Origin of the sequence: Spongiactinospora sp. 9N601 (assembly GCF_044326295.1) — a bacterium.
GTDB lineage: Bacteria > Actinomycetota > Actinomycetes > Streptosporangiales > Streptosporangiaceae > Spongiactinospora > Spongiactinospora gelatinilytica.
This window is the reverse complement of record NZ_JBIRBB010000003.1, coordinates 172,353-186,907: the sequence shown is the minus strand read 5'-3', so window position 1 is coordinate 186,907 and position 14,555 is coordinate 172,353. Positions and strand designations below refer to the sequence as shown.

General features: G+C 72.1%; 13 protein-coding genes. 5 read left to right on the top strand and 8 right to left on the bottom strand.

Annotated features, from left to right (window positions below; translation table 11 throughout):
• Positions 1 to 724: 724 nt before the first annotated feature.
• The 3 genes from ACH34R_RS07825 to ACH34R_RS07815 form a co-directional block, all read right to left on the bottom strand.
• The gene (locus tag ACH34R_RS07825) at positions 725 to 2,470 is read right to left on the bottom strand and encodes an RNA polymerase sigma factor (RefSeq protein ID WP_397560611.1); all 1,746 of its coding nucleotides are present in this window, start codon (positions 2,468 to 2,470) and stop codon (positions 725 to 727) included.
• A 237-nt stretch (positions 2,471 to 2,707) separates the two neighbouring features.
• Entirely contained in the window at positions 2,708 to 4,807 is a 2,100-nt protein-coding gene (locus ACH34R_RS07820) for a SpoIIE family protein phosphatase (RefSeq protein ID WP_397560610.1), read from the bottom strand.
• 304 nt (positions 4,808 to 5,111) lie between these two features.
• Positions 5,112 to 5,693, bottom strand: a complete 582-nt coding sequence (locus ACH34R_RS07815) for an HhH-GPD-type base excision DNA repair protein (protein WP_397560609.1) — start codon at positions 5,691 to 5,693, stop codon at positions 5,112 to 5,114.
• Positions 5,694 to 5,841: 148 nt separating this feature from the next.
• On the opposite strand from ACH34R_RS07815, the gene ACH34R_RS07810 reads away from it, so the two are divergent.
• From ACH34R_RS07810 to ACH34R_RS07790, 5 genes are all read left to right on the top strand, one after another.
• Positions 5,842 to 6,057: a hypothetical protein gene (locus ACH34R_RS07810; RefSeq protein WP_397560608.1), complete on the top strand. Its 216-nt coding sequence runs from the start codon at positions 5,842 to 5,844 to the stop codon at positions 6,055 to 6,057.
• A gap of 274 nt (positions 6,058 to 6,331) precedes the next feature.
• A complete protein-coding gene (locus ACH34R_RS07805) occupies positions 6,332 to 7,849 on the top strand; it encodes a hypothetical protein (RefSeq protein ID WP_233508226.1) in 1,518 nt (505 codons plus the stop codon).
• Positions 7,850 to 7,896: 47 nt separating this feature from the next.
• On the top strand, positions 7,897 to 8,652 hold the full coding sequence (locus tag ACH34R_RS07800; RefSeq protein ID WP_397560607.1) for a LamB/YcsF family protein: 756 nt from the start codon (positions 7,897 to 7,899) through the stop codon (positions 8,650 to 8,652).
• Entirely contained in the window at positions 8,649 to 9,290 is a 642-nt protein-coding gene (locus ACH34R_RS07795) for an allophanate hydrolase subunit 1 (RefSeq protein WP_397560606.1), read from the top strand. The genes ACH34R_RS07800 and ACH34R_RS07795 overlap by 4 nt, the downstream gene beginning before the upstream one ends.
• Positions 9,287 to 10,147: a biotin-dependent carboxyltransferase family protein gene (locus tag ACH34R_RS07790; RefSeq protein WP_397560605.1), complete on the top strand. Its 861-nt coding sequence runs from the start codon at positions 9,287 to 9,289 to the stop codon at positions 10,145 to 10,147. Before ACH34R_RS07795 ends, ACH34R_RS07790 begins: the two co-directional genes overlap by 4 nt.
• A 36-nt stretch (positions 10,148 to 10,183) precedes the next feature.
• Here the strand turns inward: ACH34R_RS07790 and ACH34R_RS07785 are convergent, their stop codons facing one another.
• The 5 genes from ACH34R_RS07785 to ACH34R_RS07765 form a co-directional block, all read right to left on the bottom strand.
• Positions 10,184 to 10,741, bottom strand: coding sequence for an NADPH-dependent FMN reductase (locus ACH34R_RS07785; protein WP_397560604.1), 558 nt, complete (start codon positions 10,739 to 10,741; stop codon positions 10,184 to 10,186).
• A gap of 187 nt (positions 10,742 to 10,928) precedes the next feature.
• On the bottom strand, positions 10,929 to 12,167 hold the full coding sequence (locus ACH34R_RS07780) for a beta-ketoacyl synthase N-terminal-like domain-containing protein (protein ID WP_397560603.1): 1,239 nt from the start codon (positions 12,165 to 12,167) through the stop codon (positions 10,929 to 10,931).
• Positions 12,168 to 12,170: 3 nt separating this feature from the next.
• Positions 12,171 to 13,433 carry a beta-ketoacyl-[acyl-carrier-protein] synthase family protein gene (locus ACH34R_RS07775; protein WP_397560602.1) on the bottom strand — a complete coding sequence of 421 codons (1,263 nt, stop codon included), beginning with the start codon at positions 13,431 to 13,433 and terminating at the stop codon, positions 12,171 to 12,173.
• Positions 13,430 to 14,272 (bottom strand): cupin domain-containing protein, encoded by an 843-nt coding sequence (locus ACH34R_RS07770; protein ID WP_397560601.1) that lies wholly within the window; start codon positions 14,270 to 14,272, stop codon positions 13,430 to 13,432. The genes ACH34R_RS07775 and ACH34R_RS07770 overlap by 4 nt, the downstream gene beginning before the upstream one ends.
• Positions 14,269 to 14,517: an acyl carrier protein gene (locus tag ACH34R_RS07765; RefSeq protein ID WP_397560600.1), complete on the bottom strand. Its 249-nt coding sequence runs from the start codon at positions 14,515 to 14,517 to the stop codon at positions 14,269 to 14,271. The genes ACH34R_RS07770 and ACH34R_RS07765 overlap by 4 nt, the downstream gene beginning before the upstream one ends.
• Between the last annotated feature and the right edge of the window lie 38 nt (positions 14,518 to 14,555).

Here is a 14,555-nt window from a genome sequence, read left to right as displayed (position 1 = left end):
CGACACCGGGCCGGCATCGGCAATCCGGCGCGCTCGCCCAGCGCCCGGGCCACGGTGCCGGGTTCCGTGAACACGACATATGCCCGTTCGGCGCCCTGTTGCCCGCACAGCGAGGGCAGGGCGCTCAGTACACCGTGAGCACCCCCCGCAAGACCGCCGTGCGCTAGGTGCCACATGCCCGGACGCATCGGCGTCGGGCGCACCCTTTCCGGCCCCCACCGGGCCGGCGAGAGACATCGGCGTGCCGTCAGGCAGCTCTGCTCTGTGCGCCGACCCTGGCCAGGGAGACTCCACCCGGCCGATCGGTGGCTCACACGCGCAATCCCGCAGGTGCCCGGCGTGCGCTCGTACATGAGCCCGTCGTGCCGGTGCGTCGGATAACAGCGCCTCCGTACCAGCGCCGTTCCGTGTGGCCGTAAGAGAGCCGCCCCGGCGGCACATCGCATGGGCAGCCGTGAGCGTGGCGAGGCGCTGCGCGTCGGCCATGCTCAGATCGTCCCTTCTGCGGTGGTCCGGCCTGGGCCACCGGCTGACTACCCGCACCGGGAACGCCCTGGCGACCACGGAGTGCCCCCGCGGTGAACCGGCGATGAGATCAGTGGGAGTCTACGACGGTTGCCCGCATCCCGTGTACGGCCGGCCTCCCCGAGGCCGACCGGCCCTGCCGAAAGCACCGGTCACCAGACGCCTGCCGGCGCCTGGTGACCCGCACTACTGCGCGACCTCAGTCGAGGTAGTCGCGAAGAACCTGGGAGCGGGACGGGTGGCGGAGCTTGGACATCGTCTTGCTCTCGATCTGGCGGATCCGCTCGCGGGTCACGCCGTAGACCTTGCCGATCTCATCCAGCGTCTTCGGCTGCCCGTCGGTCAGCCCGAACCGCATCGAGACCACCCCGGCCTCCCGCTCGGACAGCGTGTCCAGCACCGAGTGGAGCTGCTCCTGGAGCAGGGTGAAGCTGACCGCGTCGGCCGGGACGATGGCCTCGGAGTCCTCGATCAGGTCGCCGAACTCACTGTCGCCCTCCTCACCGAGCGGCGTGTGCAGGGAGATCGGCTCACGGCCGTACTTCTGCACCTCGATGACCTTTTCGGGGGTCATGTCCAGCTCGCGGGCCAGCTCCTCCGGGGTCGGCTCGCGGCCGAGGTCCTGGAGCATCTGGCGCTGCACCCTGGCCAGCTTGTTGATGACCTCGACCATGTGAACCGGGATGCGGATGGTGCGGGCCTGGTCGGCCATCGCGCGCGTGATCGCCTGGCGAATCCACCAGGTGGCGTAGGTGGAGAACTTGTAGCCCTTGGTGTAGTCGAACTTCTCCACCGCGCGGATCAGGCCCAGGTTGCCCTCCTGGATCAGGTCCAGGAACAGCATCCCCCGCCCCGTATAGCGCTTGGCGAGCGACACCACCAGCCGCAGGTTGGCCTCCAGCAGGTGGTTCTTGGCGCGGCGACCGTCTTCGGCGATCCATTCGAGTTCGGCGCGGACGTCGACGGGGAGGTTGTCGCCGTCGGTGCCGAGCTGCTCTTCGGCGAACAGGCCGGCCTCGATCCGCTTGGCCAGCTCGACCTCCTGCTCGGCGTTGAGCAGCGGGACCTTGCCGATCTGCTTCAAGTAGTCCTTCACCGGGTCGGCGGTGGCGCCGGCCGCGGCGACCTGGGCCACGGGCGCGTCATCGTCGTCGTCGGAGAGGATCAGGACCTCGTCCTCGCCCTGCGTGACGACGACCGCCTTGGGCTCACCGACCGGGTCGCTCACGACCGACTCCGGCTCGGCGTCGGATTCGGTGTCGTCGTCGGCCGTGTCGACCTCGTCGCCGGCCTCCACCTCGTCGCTCTCGACGTCGTCGAGCTCGAAGTCCTCAAGGTCGACATCGACGTCGAGATCGAGATCGACGTCACCTTCGTCATCGACGTCGGCGGGCTTGGCGTCGGCGGGCGCGGCGGCCTTGGCCGGAGCGCCGGGCTCGGGCCGCGCCTTCTTGGCCGCGGCGGCCGACGGAGCGGCGGGCTTGGGCGCGGGCTTTGCCGGGGCGGCCTTCTTGGCGGGCGCCCGCTTGGCGGCCTCGGCGCGCGCGGCCTTGTCCGCGGGCGCCTCAGGCTTGGGCTTCCTCGCGATGACCGGCTCAGGCTCGCTGACGACCGCGGTCACGGTCTCGGGCTGCGGCTCTTTGGCGGCGGCCGAGGCGGGCTTGGACTTCTTGACAGGGGCGGCCGTGCGGCGTTTGCCGGAACCGCGGGATCGCTTGGGCGCGGCGGCCGAGTCGGCGGCGGTCACCACCACGGTCACGCCTTCCTTGCTCAGGCTCCGCAGGAACCCGGCGGCGTGCGACATGGGGATGTCAGCCTCCTCGAAGGCCTTGCGGACATCCTCGGACTCAAGGAAACCCTGCGAGCGCCCACGCTCGAGCAGTCGCTGAATGACGGGCTCGTTCAGCTCCGATGGCTTTGAGCGAGTCGAACTTGCAGGCGACACGAACACCTCTCGAACGAACGCGTGGCGACAATGGACCCAAGTTGCCCGCTAGGGGCAGATGCCTTCTTGTTGTGCTGGCCGTACGGACCGCGACGGACCTGCCCAGCATTGTGACACGACCCCGCACTCCATACGGCCGCCTCCCGGCGGTTGCCCTCCACCCTAGGCCGACCGGGAGAGTAGTGCGTACGGAAGCCGCGCACTGATATCCGAAAGCAACCGTTATGACTGTTTCATTCAGTCACTCTTCGTGGCATCGGGCACGTGAATCGCCAGGACGGTAACGTCATCATCCTGCTCGTACCCCGCCAGCATACGATCTACCAGGAAGTCAAGCAGCAAATGCGGGCTTCCGACTACTTCCGGCGGGGCCTCCTGCACAACCGAACAAAGCTCCGCGAGTCCGGCATCGAGACCGCGCTTGCGGTTCTCCACCAGGCCGTCGGAGTAGAGCACCGCCGTGTGCCCCGGCGGCACACAGAACCTGAACTGCTTGCGGCTGGCCGCCCAGCCGAGCGGAGTGCCGGGTTCGGCGTCGCACAGCACCGGCACACCCTGCGGCGAGACGAGCACCGGTGGCGGGTGACCGGCCAGCGCCAGGGTGCCCTCCCCGGTGCCGGGCTCGACGACCATGTAGGCCAGGGTGGTGACCTGCTCTTCGTCCTCGGTCGCCTCGAAGACCCGGTCCAGGCCGGTCAGCACGGCCGCGGGAGGCGGGTTGGTCAGCGCCAGGGCGCGCATCGCGTTGCGGATGCGGCCCATCCCGGCCGCGGCCGTGACGCCTTTGCCCATCACGTCGCCCACCACCGCCGCGACCCGGCTGTCCTGTAGGACGAACGCGTCGTACCAGTCACCGCCGACCTGTACGTGGCGGCTGCCCGAGCGGAACCGCTGGGCCAGCATCAGCCCCGGGACCACCGGCAGCCGGTCGGGCAGCAGGCTGCGCTGCAACGTCTCGGCGGTGCGGTGCTCGCGCTCGAACAGCGTGGCCCGCTCCACCGCGAGCGCGCACTGCCCGGCCAGCGCCTCCAGGAAGACGCCGTCCTCCTGGGAGATCTTCTGGGGGCGGGTGAAGGAGAAGCGCAGCGCGCCGAGCGCCCGCCCGGCGGCCAGCAGCGGCAGGCCCACCCAGGCGCGCTCCTCGTCGTGGCCGGTGAACCTGGAGATGGTCTCGTCATCGGCGCCCGCGTCTCTGAGCTGGGTGGCCAGGCTCTCCGGCGACTCGGCGAAGACCGGCCTTCGGCTGTTGACCGCCATCGTCATGACGCTGGTCTGGCTGAGCGGGATCTCATCGCCGGGGAAGCCGGGCACGTCGGGCACGCCGGTGCCGTTGATCAGCTTCAGCACCGGGCGCTCGGAGTCGAGCAGCGCGACCGCCGACTTGTCGGCCGCCACCGCCGTACGGCCGACGTCGATGATGACCTGGACGACCTGCTCCACGGTCAGCGCCTCGGCCAGTATGGCCGTCGCGCCCTGGAGCCGCGCGGTGCGCAGCGCGGCGGCGCCGAGCTGGTCGGTCAGCCTGCCGCGCATCTCCTCGGCCTCGCGCTGCGGCGTGACGTCGGTGTTGGCGCCCACCCACTCCACCACGCGGCCGTGCCGGATGATCGGCACCGCCCTGACCTCGAAGTGCCGGTAGCCGCTGGCCCTGGTACGGACCCGGTAGTTCCATTCGAACATGGTCCGGCCGCGCAGCGCCTCCCGCCACGCCTCCTCGGTGTGCTGGCGGTCGTCGGGGTGGACGACGTCGAGCCAGCCGTGGGCGAGGTACTCCTCCAGCCCCTGGCCGGTGATGGCCCGCCAGCGCGGCGCGTCCTCGACCACCGCGCCGGACGGCGAGGTGATCCACACGAGCTGTGACTGGGCCTCCACGAGCGAGCGGTAGCGCTCCTCGCTGCGCCGCAGGTCTTCCTCGACCTGCCGGCTCTCGGTGATGTCGGCTCCGATCAGGGCGACCGTGCGCAGCAGGCCCTTCTCATCGCGCAGCGGCGAGAACGACAGCGACCAGTGCCTGGTCTCGCCGTCGGGCGTGCGGACGCGCACCCGCTGGTCACCGTCGTGGATGCCGCGGTCCTCCTCCACGACCGTGCGGAAGGCGCCCTCGATCAGCGCGGTCAGGTCGGCGGCCAGCGTCTCCCTGGGCAGCCTGCCCACCAGGCCGTCGATGGCGACCCCGACGACGTCGGCGAAGACGTCGTTGACCCGCAGAAAACGCCCTTTGGTGTCGAAGAAGGCCAGCGCGAAGGGAGTCTGGCCCATCAAGCCGTTCAGCAGTGCGGAATCCGTGACATCCACATCCGACTCCCGGGGACGGGGCACGGAGGTCTCGGCACTCATGGTCGGCACCTCCGTAGCGTGCCAGGGTCTCCCACGAGGCACATCTCCAAACTCGAGAATCGGTCTTGCGCAGCTCCGGGGGGACCGGATACTGCAGTACATCATCTGCGATGCACATGCGCGTACGGAAGCCCCGGCCGCTATGCGGTCAACGCATCCTGCCAAATCCGCCGCGCGCCGCGCAGCAGGATCAAGCTACTCGGCCTGCCCGGCGCTCCGCTTTTCCGCCCCGCCACCAGGCCATGTGCGGGTCGGTCCGCAGTTCAGCCACGGTTCAGCCGTCTTCAGTGCGCTTCAGTGCGATTCAGCCCGGCTCGGCAGCCCGCTTGGCCGCCTGCTTCGCGGCCTGCTTGGCGGCGCGGACCCTGGCCAGGGACTCGTCGTCGACCACGTCGGCGACCGAGCGGTGCGAGCCCTGCTCGCCGTACGGCCCTGCGGCCTCCCGCCAGCCCTCGGGCGTGACCCCGAGCTGCTTGCCGAGCAGGGCCAGGAAGATCTGCGCCTTCTGCTTGCCGAACCCCGGCAGGTCGTTCAGCCGGCGCAGCAGCTCCTTGCCGTCGGGCACATCGCGCCACAGCGCCGCGGCGTCGCCGTCGTAGTGCTCGACGAGATAGGCGGCGAGCTGCTGGACGCGCTTGGCCATCGAGGAGGGGTAGCGGTGGACGGCCGGCTTGCGCGCCAGCAGCGCCGCGAACTCCTCGGGATCCCGGTCGGCGATCTCGCCGGGCGACAGCTCCCCGCCCAGCCGCTCGGCGATCGTGAAGGGCCCGGTGAACGCCCATTCCATCGCGACTTGCTGATCGAGGAGCATCCCCGTGAGCAGGGCGAACGGGTTGCTGCCGAGGAGCTCGTCGGCGTCGGCCCGCTGGGCGATCTGTATGCGCATGAAACCAGCTTCGCATGTCGGCCGGAGAGGGGTTGACACCGGCGAAAGAAGATATGGAATGGGAGCGCCGGTCCCATGACGCGAAGAATGCGACCTTGTAATGCGCGATCTCGCCGCACGACCAACCGTCGGCGCCGCTGTCGGCACCGTGAGCACCGCCGTCCCGCCGGACCCCGTGATCGAGCGCCTGACCGCGGAGTTCGGTGGCGTGCCCGTGGAATCCGTGGCGCGCCGCGTCGCCGACGTGCGGACGTGCGCCAGGCACCTCGGCATCCCGGCCACCCCCGAGATCGTCGAACGGGTGGCCAGGGAACACCTGCTCGCCCTCGTCAACTCCGCGCCACCGCCGCGCATTCGCCGGTAACATAGGGGATCACCGGGCCGTGCCCACCGCACCGCACCGCCCGGTGACGCGAGAAGGTTGGGCCATCAGCGGCGCCGGGTGCGCGGCGCCCGCGACGGCCCGCCCAGTACGGCAGCCCAGGGCTCGCCCGGCCGACACAGGAGGGGTGCGTGATCGAGCGAGCCATCGCCCACGACGGCATCGGGCTCGGGCGGCCGCGCCAGGAGGTTGCGTGATCCGTAAGCACCGTCGAGCCCCCCAGGAGTCCCCGCCCCCAGACGACGTGTTCGCGGAGATGTTGCAGGCCGCACGAGAGCTGCTGGCCGTGCGCAGTCCGCTCGACGCGGAGCTGATGGTCTCCGACATGATCGGCGCGTGGTGGGGCAGGCGCCTGCCCGGCGGCGACGTGGAGCAGGTGCTCGGCGAGGGGCTGGTCGACTACGCGGCCAAGGCGGGCACGCCCGCCGGGCTCACGCTGCTGATCGCGATGGCCTACCTCGGCACCGCCAGGCAGGCGGCCAAGGCCGAGGGCGCGGCGCTGGCGCTGATCGAGTCGGGGGTGGCCCGGCCGGGCTGGGCCGACCGGGTCGGCGCGGTCAAGCCGACCGGCTGCTACGTCTCCCGCGACGCCTACGGCGACCAGGACACCGTGGTGTGCACGTTCGGCTACCGCGGCCTGACCGGCACGGCAGGCGAGGAGCGCCACGCGCTGGTGCTTGTGGTCGACTACAACATGCGCGGCATGGCCCGCGACGCCTGGGTCTCCTCCCAGGTGGACACCCTCCTGGACAAGGCGCGGGCCGAGGCCGACGGCAATCCCATGCTGCGTTTCGAGGAGTTGCCCGCCCAGCAGGCCAGGGCGCTGCTGGAGTCGGCGATGAAGGCCACCAGAGACGCCTTCGACCGGCACGGCCCGCCGCCGGTCAGCGACAGCTACGCCACCTACCACGCCTTCGCCCGCTCGCGCATCAAGGCGCTGCCGCCCGGCCGCAAGCGTCCCGCGCCGCTGCACACCGAGGCCCCCTACAACCGCGAGCGGCGGGCCATGCTGGCCGCGGAGTTCCTGGCCTCCGACGCGGCCGAGCACCTGTCCGACCCGTCGGCGGCCTCGCGCTGCGCCGACCACATCATCGACTACGGCTGCGAACAGGACTTCGGCCGTCCGCTTCGGGTCAGTCCCACCAAATGTGAGACGTTCCTGCTCGACTGGCTGCCCCGCAAGATCATGCTCAGCCCGGCGGAGCAGGAGGCGGTCCCGTACGTCCTGTCGGCGTGGGCGCGCTTCGCGGCCGGCCGTACGGCGTTGCCCGAGCCCGGCCTGCGCGCCACGCTCGACGCGATCTGGGAGGCCACCAACCGCTTCGCCGAGACCTACCGCGATCCGGCCTCGCTCGGCCTGGACCGCGAGCTGGTGGAGCGGCTGCTGCCGGACGGCGACCTGTCGGCGCTGGCCCGGCGGGTGTTCGCGTTCCCCTACCTCCAGGGCGCGCACGGCGACATACTGCTCGACCGGCTCAACCCCGCGGTCGAGGCCGACCGGCGGATCCTGCTGGAGATCGACCACCTGCACGACCGCAACCGCCCCGACTACCAGGAGCACCTGGCCTGGCACGAGGAGATCGCCAGGCGGCTGTGGAACGGCGACCCGCCACAGCTCTGGGAGGCGGCGCAGCGGCTGCTCGACCTCGGGCACGACCGGCACGACGTGCTGCACGTGCTGATCGAGATCGCCGAGCGGATCGGCGACGACCCCGACGAGCTGGCCGCCGCCTTCGACGACATCGCGGACATCCCCGACTCGCCTCCGGTCTGAGCCGGGGCGGGCGGGTCTAGGGTGGGCGTGACGGCAGGAGGTGCGGGATGGAGATCGACCTCAACGCCGACCTCGGCGAGGGGTTCGGCATCTGGCGGCTCGGCGACGACGACGCGCTGCTCGACATCGTCACCAGCGCCAACATCGCCTGCGGGTTCCATGCGGGCGATCCGCTGACGATCCGCCGCACCTGCGCCGCCGCCGTCGACCGCGGTGTGATCATCGGCGCCCAGGTCTCCTACCGCGACCTGGCGGGGTTCGGGCGGCGGGCGATGGACGTCGATCCGGAGGAGCTGTCGGCCGAGGTGCTGTACCAGATCGCCGCGCTCGACGGAATCGCGCGGGCGATGGGCGGCCGGGTGGCCTACGTCAAGCCGCACGGGGCGCTCTACAACCGGGTGGTGCGCGACGCCGCGCAGGCCGATGCGGTGGTCAGTGCGGTCGCCGCCTTCTCCCCCGTGCTGCCGCTGCTCACCCTGCCGGTCTCCGTGCTGCGCGAGGTGGCCGCCGAGCGGGGCGTGCCGACCGTGACCGAGGCGTTCGCCGACCGCGCCTACACCGCCGACGGACGTCTCGTCCCGCGGCGCGAGCCCGGCGCGGTGCTGCACGACGTCGGCGAGGTGGCGGCCCGCGCCGCCCGGATGGCCGCCGGGGGCACGGTCACCGCCACCGACGGCACCGAGGTGCAGGTCGCGGCCCGGTCGCTGTGCGTACACGGCGACACCCCGGGGGCGGTCGCCATGGCCCGCGCCGTCCGCGACGCCCTCACCGCGGCCGGTCTGTCCGTGCGGCCCTTCGCGTGACCGGCGGCCAGGCGCCCGCGATCCGGCGGGCGGGCGAGCACGGCCTGCTCGTCGAGACCGGCGAGCTGGCGATCTCCCACCGCCTGGACGCACTGCTGCGCGCCGAACGCCCGCCCGGCGTCGTGGAGATCGTGCCCGGCCCGGCGACCGTGCTGGTCGTCGCCCCCGGCGTCGATCTCGCGCGGCTGCGCGCCCGCCTTTGCGACCTCGCCCGTACGGCGGGCGAGGCGCCCCCCGCGCGCCCGTCCGGCACCGACACCGTCGTCATCCCCGTCGTCTACGACGGAGCCGACCTCCCCGGCGTCGCCGAGCTGACCGGGCTTTCCGTCCGGGAGGTCATCGCCCGGCACACCGGCACCGAGCTGGTCGCCGGCTGGCTCGGCTTCGCCCCCGGGTTCGCCTACCTGACCGGCCTGGACCCCTTGCTGCACGTACCCCGCCTGGCCACCCCGCGCACCTCGGTGCCCGCCGGGGCGGTCGCCATCGCCGGGCCCTACTCGGCCGTCTACCCGTCGGCCTCGCCGGGCGGCTGGCGGCTGATCGGGCACACCACCCTGCGCACCTGGGACGTGCGCGCCGATCCGCCGTCGATCCTGCGCCCCGGCACGCGGGTGCGGTTCCAGGTGGCGGGCCCGTGATCGACGTCCTCGCGCCCGGGCCCTACGCCACCATCCAGGACCTGGGCAGGCCCGGCTACGCGCATCTGGGCGTGCCCCGCTCGGGGGCGGCCGACGAGCGCGCGCTGACACTGGCCAACCGCCTGGTCGGCAACCCCGAGGGGCACGCGGGCATCGAGCTGACCTTCGGCGGGGCCCGGCTGCGCTTCGCCGATCCGGCCTGGGTCGCCGTCACCGGCGCGCCCTGCCCGCTGCGCCTCGCCGGGCGGGCGGCGGAGATGTACGCCCCGGTGTGGGCTCCGGCGGGCGCGGAGCTGGTGATCGGGGCTCCTGTGGCGGGGCTGCGCACCTATCTGGCGGTGCGGGGCGGCGTCGAGGTCGAGGCGGTGCTCGGCAGCCGTTCGCATGATTCGCTGTCCGGGCTCGGCCCGCCGCCGTTGCGTCCCGGCGACCGGCTGCCGGTGGGCGTGGCGGGCGACCGGCCGATCACGGTCGATGCCGTGCCCGGCCCGGCGTTCCCGGCGGCTCCGGTGCTCGGCGTGCTGCCGGGGCCGCGCGAGGACTGGTTCACCGAGGAGGCGCTGCGCGCCTTCTACGGCACGCCATACGAGATCACGCCGGAGAGCAACCGCGTGGGCGTACGGCTGCGCGGCGCGACACTGCACCGGGCCCGCGAGGGCGAGATCCCCAGTGAGGGCATGGTCACCGGTGCCGTCCAGGTGCCGCCGGACGGGCGGCCCATCGTCTTCCTGCCCGACCATCCGCCCACCGGCGGTTATCCGGTGATCGGCGTGCTGACCTCCCGCGCCCTGGCGGTCATCGCGCAGCTCCGCCCCGGTGACCAGGTCCGTTTCCGCCCCGGTGGGCCTGGAGCGTGAGTCCGCATCGCCGTGCCGGCGTGAGGCGGTACCACTTCATCGCGGGGTCGTGGCGGACGCCCCGTCCAGGGCCTTGATGATCAGGTGGGCGGCCCGGCCGAGTTCTTCGCGGACGTGGAGCGCGTCGATCTCTCCTGTCTCCGAACTCACGTCGTTTCGCCCGACCGGCATCCGGACGCAGGCCTCGTCCACGACCGCCGCCCCGGTGTAGCCCAGGACGACGCGCAGCGCGCGATGGGCGCCCTGCGCACCGGTGGTGGACGACGAGATGTTGATCCAGCCTGCGGGCTTGCCGACGATCTCGACCCCGCCGACGGTCCAGTCCAGCAGGTTCTTCAACGAACCGGGCAGATCTCCCGCGTACTCCGGCGTGCAGAACAGCAGCGCGTCGGCCTCGCTGATCAGCGCGCGGAGGCGGACGACCTCGGAGGGAAGGGGGTCGACGTCGTCATCCGGGTTGAAGTGGGGAAGCTTCGTCAGGTCGAGATAGGTCAGGCAGCGAACCGCGGTACCGAGGAGTTCGGGCACCGCCCGCACCACGGCGGTGTTGGTGGATCCTGCCCGTGTGCTGCCGCTGATCAGAAGGAGATTCATGGCGCGGCCTCTCAGGTGAGCGAGCGGGGCGGTGCTCGACGGCGAGTTCGGCTGCTCACGCTAGAACCTTGACACCGGTGTCAAAGCAAATCCGGCGTGAGCCAGGCGCAGGGCCGAACGACGGCACCCGCGCCCGCACCCCCGCTTACCGCCGGCCGCGCCATGCAGGCGGTTTCACGCGCCCTGGTCACTCGTCGTACGCCGGCGCCTTCAGCACGACCGCCGCGTTGAAACCCCCCGCCCCCCTGGCCGCCACCAGGACCGTGCCGAGCGAGCCGTCCCGGGCCTCGGTGACCAGGTCCAGGCCGTGCCGCCGGGCCGCCTCGCCGGCATCGACGTTGACGGTGGGCGGCAGCACGCCGTGCGAGATCGCCAGCGCGGCCCAGGCCAGGTCCAGTGGCGCGCCCCCCGAGCACAGCCGCCCGGTCATCGTCTTCGGGACGGTCACCGGCACCCGCCGGTCGCCGAACACCTCCCGCAGCGCCCGCGCCTCCAAATCGTCGGCGGAGACGTCGCCGGCCCCGTCGGCGAAGACGGCGTCCACGTCGTCGGGCGTGCAGCCGGAGCGGGCGATCGCCTCGCGCATCGCCCTGGCGTACTGGTGCGACTGCGCGGGCGAGCGGGTCGCGTCGGTCGCGTCGTGGGTCGCGGCCGACCCCGACACCTCGGCGTAGACGGTCGCGCCGCGCAGGTGCGCACGCCGCCACTCCTCCACCACCAGCATCGCGCCGCCCTCACCCGGGACGTGCCCGGCCGCGTCCGGGGCGAACGGCCGGTAGGCCGTGGCCGGGTCGGGGTCGCGGCTCAGCGTCTGCTGCCCCGCCTGGCACGCCATCGCGTAGGGCGACAGCGGCGCCTCGGTGCCGCCGGTCACCACCACGCCGGTGCCCCTGGCGATCAGCCGCCGGGCCTGGGCCAGCGCGTCGACGCCGCCCGCCGCGTCGGCGACCAGGACCCCGCAGGCCCCCTTGAGCTGGTGCTTGATCGAGATCTGGCCGCTGCTGGCCGCGTAGAACCAGCCGATCGACTGGTAGGCGCTCACCGAGCGCGGGCCCTCCTGGTAGAGGGCCTGGATCTCCCGCTGCCCGAAGGCGTTGCCGCCGGAGGCCGCCGCAGTCACCACCGAAAGGTGGAAAGGGAACTCCTTTCGCGTGTCCAGACCGGCGTCGGCGAGAGCCAGGTCGGTGGCCGCCAGCGCCATCCACGTCCAGCGGTCGGTCTGGACGAGCAGGCGGTTGGCCACGAACTCGGTCTCATCGAAGCCGGGCACCTGCCCGGCGACCCGCACCGGCAGGCCGGCCGCGGTGCGGTCGGGCAACTCCCGGATGCCGCTGCGCCCGGCCAGCCCGGCGAACCAGTGGTCGGCCGCGCCGATACCGGTCGGGGCGACCACCCCGATGCCGCTGATCACCGCCCGTTGCCGCACTCGTCACCCCCGGAACCTGGAAAAGATCATCGCTGACTGGAACCCGCCGAACCCGCTGCCCGCCGACAGGGCGTGCGTGACGGTCGCCTCCCTGGCCACGACCGGGATGTAGTCCAGGTCGCAGTGCGGGTCGGGAGTGGTGAGGTTGGCCGTCGGCGGCAGCACGCCGCGCTCGATCACCAGTGCGCAGGCCGCCATCTCGATGGAGCCGATGGCCCCGAGTGAGTGGCCGATCACCGACTTGATGGAGCTGATCGGCACCTGCCGCGCCGCCTCGCCGAGCGCCCGCTTGTAGGCGGCGGTCTCGTGCCTGTCGTTCTGTTTGGTGCCCGAGCCGTGGGCGCTGACGTAACCGATGTCGGCGGGGTCGAGGCGGGCCTGGTCCAGCGCCTCACTGATCGCCTCGCCAAGCTCGAACCCGTCGGGCCGCAGCCCGGTCATGTGGAAGCCGTTGGCCCTGGCCGCGGACCCGGTGATCTCGCAGTAGACCCGGGCGTCCCGGGCCAGGGCGTGCTCCAGCTCCTCCACGATCAGCACCGCGGCGCCCTCGCCCAGCACGAACCCCTTGCGGTCGGCGTCGAACGGCCGGGAGGCCCGCTCGGGGTCGTCGTTGCTCGGCGTGGTGGCGCGGATGGCGTCGAAGCAGGCGACCGTGATCGGGGAGATCGGGGCGTCCGACGCCCCCGCGATCATGATGTCGGCCTCGCCGTCCTGGATGAGGGTGTGGGCGTGCCCGATGGAGTCGATCCCAGAGGTGCAGCCGGTGGACACCACCGCCGCCGGGCCGCGCGCGCCGAACCGCACGGCCAGCTCGCTCGCCCCGGCGGCCGGGACCAGCGCGCCGTACAGGAACGGCAGCGCGTGCCGCGCCTCCACCTCCCAGTGGCGGCCGTGGTCGCTGGCCACGACGTACTCGTCCTCCAGCCGGATGGTGGCGCCGACCGCGCTGCCCAGCGACACGCCCATCCGGTCGTGGTCGATCGCCCCGGGGGTAAGGCCCGAGTCGGCGAACGCCTCGTCCGCGCACGCCATCGCCATCAGCACGAACCTGTCCAGCCGCCGGACCTCCCGCGGGGTGAACCCGTGGCAGGTCGGGTCGAAGTCGCACTCGGCGGCGATCTGCGAGCGGAACGGCGCCGGGTCGAACACGCTGATCCGCCGGATCGCCGGCTTGCCGCCGACGATCCGCGCCCAGAACTCCTCCCTGGAGCCCCCGCCCGGAGCGATCACGCCCACTCCGGTGACGACGCTGCGGCGAACGGTCATGCCGGCTCCGCGGCCGGCTCGCCCAGCGTCTCGGTCTCCACGTGGCCCAGCTCGGGCCGGGGGGCCAGCGGGGCCAGGGTGAACACCACCAGCGCCTCCTCCTCGCCGGTGTTGACCACCCGGTGCCGCACGTTGCGCGGGATGAGGACGGCGTGGTCCCGGACGGCCGCGGTCGGCGTGCCGTCCAGGTCGATGCGCACCTCACCGCGCGCGACGAACAGGTATTCCTCCGAGTAGGGGTGGTAGTGCTCGGTGATCCGCTCGCCCGGCCCGAGGCGCACCGCGCCGCAGAAGCCGAACGCCGAGCCCACCGTGCTCGGCGCGACCAGCGTGCGCAGGTCGCCGCCGCGCCGCCGGTTGGCGATCACGTCGTCGAAGCCCACGACGGCCTGGCGGCGCAGCCGCACCCGCTCGGCGATCAGGTCCATCTGGATGCGGCTGTTGCGGTTGATGTGCTCGGTCATCCCGGCGGTGTCCACCGGCGCGCCCGGCTTCATGTGGAAGTCCTGGATCCACCGCATCCGGGTGCGGTCGGCCTCCAGCGCCTCGTAGGTCCAGGTGATGTTCATGAACTCGAACGGCCCGGTCTCCACCCGCCTGGCCCGCACGGTGTAGGTGTCGAGGTCCCACTCGCGGTAGGACACCCACGACCACTGCCTGCCCTCCTCGTCGGGGTGCATGGTCAGCCGGAAGGTGACCGCGTTGGCCTCCTCCGACAGCACTTCGACCTTGGCGTACTCGGTGAACAGGTCGGTCCAGCCGCGCACGTCGTTGGTGTGCCGCCAGACGAACGCGATGGGCGCGTCGATGTCCACGACGTTGTCGGTGTGGCCGATCATGCCGCACTCTCCAGTCGCTGGTTGACCAGGTGCTTGGCCTGCTGCGGGGACGTCTCGGCCACCAGGTCGTCCTCGACGTCCACGCCGAACTTCTCCTGGATCCGGGTGGCGATCTCCATGCGGGCCAGGGAGTCGAGGTCGAGCTCTTCGAAGGTGAGCGCGAGCGACTCGTCGGGCACGTCGGGTGACAGTCCGACCGCGATGAGTAGCGTACGTAGGTCCTGATCAGTGAGTATCTGTGACATGGGTGACTCCAGGGGGAATGGACTGATTTATCGACAGA

Coding starts and splice junctions, on each gene's coding strand:
- ACH34R_RS07770 (WP_397560601.1), bottom strand. CDS start 14,272: ATGATCGGCCACACCGACAACGTCGTGGACATCGACGCGCCCATCGCG.
- ACH34R_RS07815 (WP_397560609.1), bottom strand. CDS start 5,693: ATGCGCATACAGATCGCCCAGCGGGCCGACGCCGACGAGCTCCTCGGC.
- ACH34R_RS07805 (WP_233508226.1), top strand. CDS start 6,332: ATGTTGCAGGCCGCACGAGAGCTGCTGGCCGTGCGCAGTCCGCTCGAC.
- ACH34R_RS07785 (WP_397560604.1), bottom strand. CDS start 10,741: ATGAATCTCCTTCTGATCAGCGGCAGCACACGGGCAGGATCCACCAAC.
- ACH34R_RS07765 (WP_397560600.1), bottom strand. CDS start 14,517: ATGTCACAGATACTCACTGATCAGGACCTACGTACGCTACTCATCGCG.
- ACH34R_RS07775 (WP_397560602.1), bottom strand. CDS start 13,433: ATGACCGTTCGCCGCAGCGTCGTCACCGGAGTGGGCGTGATCGCTCCG.
- ACH34R_RS07800 (WP_397560607.1), top strand. CDS start 7,897: ATGGAGATCGACCTCAACGCCGACCTCGGCGAGGGGTTCGGCATCTGG.
- ACH34R_RS07820 (WP_397560610.1), bottom strand. CDS start 4,807: ATGAGTGCCGAGACCTCCGTGCCCCGTCCCCGGGAGTCGGATGTGGAT.